The following is a 5375-nucleotide window of genomic DNA, read 5'->3' as shown; positions in this document are numbered from 1 at the left end:
CTCTCGTGCGCCTCGGGAGACAGCAGCGTGTTCACGCCGCCCACCACCGCCAGCCCGCATTGGCCGCTGCGCAACAACACCATCGCCCGATGCACCGCCACCAGCGACGACGAGCACGCCGTCTCCACCGGCTCGCTCGGACCATGCCAGTTCAACCAGTAGCTCATCCGGTTCGGCCCCATCGAGCCCACCACTCCGGCCGCGCTGGAACCCGTCACTTCCTCGCCCGTCAGCGTCAGCATCTGGCCGTAGCCGCTTGTTCCCGTGCCCACCAGCAACGCCGTCGAACTGCCCGACAGGCTCTGCACGGAATACCCGGCGTCTTCCAACGCCCGATAGACATACGTCATCAGCAGCCGCTGCTGCGGGTCCATCCCCTGCGCCTCGCGCGGCGAGATCCCGAAGAACAACGGGTCAAACTCCTCCACCCCCTCGATCACGCCCGCCCGACGCAGGGCCGGCGCCGGCCGGCCGCTCCAGCGGCTAGCCGGCAGCTCCCCGATGCAGTCGCGTCCCGCTTGTAGATTGGCCCACAGCGTCTCGATGTCGGGCGCCTCTGGAAAGCAGCCGCTCATACCGATTACGGCAATCGGCTCCGGCCGAACCGAGGGCGGCTCGGCCGGCATGCCCGACACAGGGAGTGGCCGACGGCCCCGGCGACGGCCGACTGAGGCGACCGGCTCGACCGAACGCGCCGTCTGTCCGTCCTGGTGAGCACCGTGCTGCCGCGTAGGCGCCACGACAAACGCCGGCGCCAACACGTCGCCATGCTCGCGCACCAGATACGCCGTCAACGCCGCGATCGTCGGTGCCTCGAAGAACACCGTCGGACTCAGCGTCAGCCCATACCGCTGGTTCAACACATTGCCAAACGAGGTCAGCGTGATCGAGTCGAAACCGAATTCACTGAGTGGCGCGTCTCGCTCAAGCTCTTCCCTGGCGATCTGCAAATGCGCCGAGATCAGTCCTGTCAACACGCGCTCAAGCGCTTCAGAGAACGTATCGCCGGCAATGGGGTCTTGCTCCGGCCCATCGTCCCGCGGCGACAATGCCACGGACGTAGGCGCCCACTCACGGGGCGCTTCGTGCGGCGTCTTCGTTTCGCTCTGGACCTGCACCAAGCCATCGCTGGTGGCCACGATGATCTGCTGCCCCAGTTCGTAAGCGGCCTCTGCCGGCGCTTCGATCGCGCCAAATCCCTCCGCGGTCAGCACGTCGCGCCAGCCCTGCAAGCTCAAGGCCGGCGTCCCGGGGATCCGCACCGCCTCGTCCTCGGCCAGCCACCAGCCCTCCAACAGCCCGAACGTCAGATGCAAGAACAGGCTCGCCGCGCTCAACTCGTTGAGCAGCAGCAGGCCATTGCCTTTGAGCAGCGTTTTGACGTGCCGCAATGTGCGCCGGATATCCCGCGTCGCGTGCAGCACATTCGCCGCCACCGCCACATCGTAATGCCCCAACGCGAACCCCTGGGCCACCGGCGTGTGCTCGATGTCCAGGCGCCGGGTCTGCAGATACGGCGCCTGGGCGGCGTAGCGCTCCCGGGCGTGCAGCAGAAACGCTGGCGATACGTCGGTGTAGCAGTATTCCTCGATGTGCTCGGCATAAGCCCCCAGTTGCGCGAACAGCCCCGCACTGGTTCCCCCGGTGCCCGCCCCTATCTCCACGATCCTCAGCTTCGCCCGCGGGTCGTGCATGATGCGGGCGCGGACATACGCGTCCAGCCGTTCACCCAACACGCCGTTGAAGTAGTCCGCTACCGGGTGGTCGCGGTAGACGCCTTCCACCAGGCCCAGCTGCCCCTGTGGAAACAAGACGTCGGTGGCCGCCTGATCTCCCCGCAGAATCGCCGGCAGTGCCGGCAGGACGGCATCAAGCAGGCGCAACTGCGCCGCCACCACGGCATCGTCGCGCACCTGTTCGCGATAGGCCTGCCACTGCGACCATGACGTCTTCCAATCCAGTGGTGCCGAGTCCTGGATCACGCCCTGTTCCCGCAACATGCGCAGGCCGGCCTCGTGCCAGCGCGCATAGCGCGGCACCAACCCCGTGGCCGCCGAAAGCCAATCCTGCTGCGCTAATAGCGCGTACAACAGTCGACCCAGGTGCTGCTCAAGATTACGTTGCGCCTTTGCTCTCTTCAACACGTCCTGTACTGCTGACGACATATACGTATTCCTCTTAAGCCAAATAGATGCAGAAGCGCTCTTCAACCAGTGAAAAGAATCGCGTTATGCCGATACCAGGTCCAAGCTCTCGGCTGACGAATCATGCGGCCCAGGATGGAGCGTTTCTTGAGGCGCCCGCAACACGATCCTGGGCGCATTCGATGCCGCCGTGATCGTGACCTTCTCGCTGACGCCCAGGCTGCGGGCCACCGAGGCCTGCGTCGTCTTGACAAACACCACCTGGTCCACCGGACCCGCCAGCAACCGATCAAGCGCTTCCATCGCCTCCGGCGGCTCGATCGAACCGATCCCCGCCCGCGCCATCCGCTGCCGATAGTCGTCCGAGGCCACCACCCCGACGCTGCCCCAATAGCCCCAGTGCATCAGCTTCACCGGATAAGGCCGGTGCCGCAGCCGCTTGGCAAACGCATCCGCATAGCAGCAACCCGCTGCGTAGTTGCTCTGCCCCGGCGCTTTCATAAAACTCTGCAACGATGAGAAAAACACCAGGAAGTCGAGCGCCTCGTCTCCAAACACCGCGTCCAGGTTCTCGGCCGTCGCCGCCTTCGCCGTCAACGCCGCCTGGAACGTGGCCTCGTCCATCGTCGCCAGGCTACGGTCGGCCAGCACAATGGCCGCATGCACCACGCCGTGGATGGCTCCGAAGCGCTCCCGGATCGTCGCGTGCGCCAGCTCCAGCGCATCCTGATCCGTCGCATCGGCCTGCAGATATAGCGGCGTCGGCCCTAGCCGGCCCAACCGCGCACGATGCTGGCCAATCGCCTCGTCCTCGGCACGCCGGCCCAGCCACACCAGTTGTGCGCGGTGCCGCCGGATCAGATGCTCGCTCAACGCCATGCCGATGCCTCCGGCCCCGCCCAGCACCACGTAGACGCCGCCCTCGCGATACGGCGGCAATGCCGCCTTGGGTACCGCGCAAGGCGCCAGCCCCTGCTGATGCCAACGCCCGGCACGCCACGCCCGCGCATCCCCCCGCGCCTCGGCGGGCTGGGCCAGCAGCGCCGCCAGCGGCAGGTCCTCATCCTTCGGCAGATCGAGCAAACTGACGCGCCACTGGGGATATTCCTTGGCCAGGGAGCCGACCAAGCCGTGCACGCCAGCCTGATCGGGATCGGCCGCCTCGTCGGGCCCCACCCCCACCGCCTGCCGGGTCACGATCGTCAGGGCCAGCGATCGCGTGCCGTACTCCAGCGCCAGCAGCGCCTGCGCCAGCCGCAGAGCCATCACCGCTGCCCCCGCTTCACCGGCCGGCACCTGCCACACGATGTGTTGCAGCGGCCCTTCGCGCCTGAGCGCCTCGACCAAGGTCTCGCGGCTGTCGCGCACCGACCACGCCACGGCGGGCGGCCCCGCGAACGGCGTCTGCGTGCCGGCATGCAGCTGTATCAGCTGCTGCATGGAAGGTGACGCATTTAGCCCGGCTTCGCTTACCACCTCCCATACCGGCGCCAACATCAATTCGCCCTCAAGCGACGGGGAGAACAAGGAAGACCCATCCGGCAAAGCGGCGCTGAACGCCACGTGCGCCATCGCCGCAGGCGCGCTGGACTCGGCCGTCCGATCCTCGCTTGAGGAAGCGGGCAACGCCCGGCTGCTGAGCTGGCTCAGCCGGACCGCCACGCGGCCCTGCGGATCAACAATCTCCACTTGCAGCTTGCGCACCGCCGCGCTGTCTCCGGCCGCCGGCCGCACCACTGCATACGCAGGCACCGGCACCGGCAACCACTGCTCCACCGACTGCACCGCGAACGGCAGTGCCAAACCGTCATCCGTTATCGTCAGCCCTAGACTGGACTGCAACGCGCCATCCAGCAGACTCGGCGGCAAACCGTAGCTGCCCTGCGATGCATGCCCCTGCAGCGAACCGATTGCCACGCTATCACCGACTTCGAGCGCGTTCAGCACCTGGAAGCTCGGTCCATAGGCCAAGCCCATCGACGCAAATCGTGCATAGCAATCCGCGCGGTTGATCGTTCGTCCGCACTGCGCGCGCAGTGCCGCCAGGTCGACGGTGGGCGCCTCGCCCGGCGCCGAGACCACCGCCCAGCCCTGGCTGTAGACCTGCACCGCCTCGCCTTCGCCGCTGTAGATCTCGTAGCCGATTCGTCCGTCTTCCTCGACCTCCAGCCCGATGTGCACGGCCAGCGGCTCGGCGACCGCCAGGGGCCGCATCCAGCTCACCTGCTCGATACGGATCGCACCATCTTCCTCCAGCGCCAGACTCGCCGCGGCTCGCGCCCACTCCAGCTGCGCCACGCCCGGTACAAGCTTCTGCCCTCGTACCACATGGTCACGCAGGAAGTGTTCCTCGCCCGTCAGCCACGTGCTGTAGCGCTGCTCACGCAGAGTAGAGGTATTACGATGCACCAGCGGGTGCAGCACTGCTTCGCGCTCCGGTGGCGACAGCGCGCCAGCCAGCTGCGCGGCCTGCGTACCCGACCCGTTCTCGGGCACCCAATACCGATCCTTCGCAAACGGATACGTCGGCAGGCTCACCCGCGAAGGCCGCGATGGCCCCGACGCGCCATACAGCGCCGACCAATCCACCGCCAGGCCCTGCACCCACAACTCGGCCAGTTTCCCTACCTTGCCGCGCGCCAGCCACTTGGCGATCAACTCCCGCAGGTCCTCATCGGCTGCGAAGGCCGACAACGTGTCCGACCCGCGCTTGACCTCGCCCTGGTACACGTCCTCCAGGCTGGTCTCACCCTGCTCATACGCCGATAATTTGCGCGTAAGCTCTGCCACCGAATTCACCACCAGCGCCAGACGCATCCCCAGCGCCTCGCGCCCAACTTGCAGCGTATAAGCCAGCGACGCCAGATCCACCTCGCGCCGTTCCAGATGCGCCCGCAACTGCGCCGCCTGCGCCCGAAGCTGCTCGCCCGTGCGCGCTGACAGCACCACCACTGTTGGAGCCTGCACCTGCGGCGCATCCGAGGCCGATTCCTCATACTCCTCCAGCACCACGTGGGCGTTCACCCCCCCGAAGCCAAAGGAACTCACCCCCGCCCGCCGCGGCAATGCCCGGCCTGTCTCATCGACGGGCGCCTCCCAAACCTGCTCCTCGTTCACCACGTAGAACGGACTGTCATCCAGATCGATGCGCGGGTTCAACGGCTCGGCGTGCAGGCTCTTGACCAGGCGCTTGTGCCGCATCTGCAGCAGCACCTTGATCAGGCCCGCCAC

Annotated in this window: 2 protein-coding genes; both read right to left on the bottom strand. The window is 66.9% G+C overall.

Annotated elements, in window-relative coordinates; genetic code table 11:
• The coding region (locus ACE039_RS00755) for a beta-ketoacyl synthase N-terminal-like domain-containing protein (protein WP_485821382.1) at nucleotides 1–2165 on the bottom strand (2165 nt) is incomplete at its 3' end.
• Between the two features lie 63 nt (nucleotides 2166–2228).
• Nucleotides 2229–5375 (bottom strand): SDR family oxidoreductase (locus ACE039_RS00750; protein WP_485821381.1); only part of this gene is annotated, 3147 nt, incomplete at its 5' end.

Source organism: Achromobacter maghribensis, from assembly GCF_057334215.1.
The sequence above is the reverse complement of the archived record's forward strand: the minus strand, read 5'-3'. Positions and strand labels throughout refer to the sequence as shown.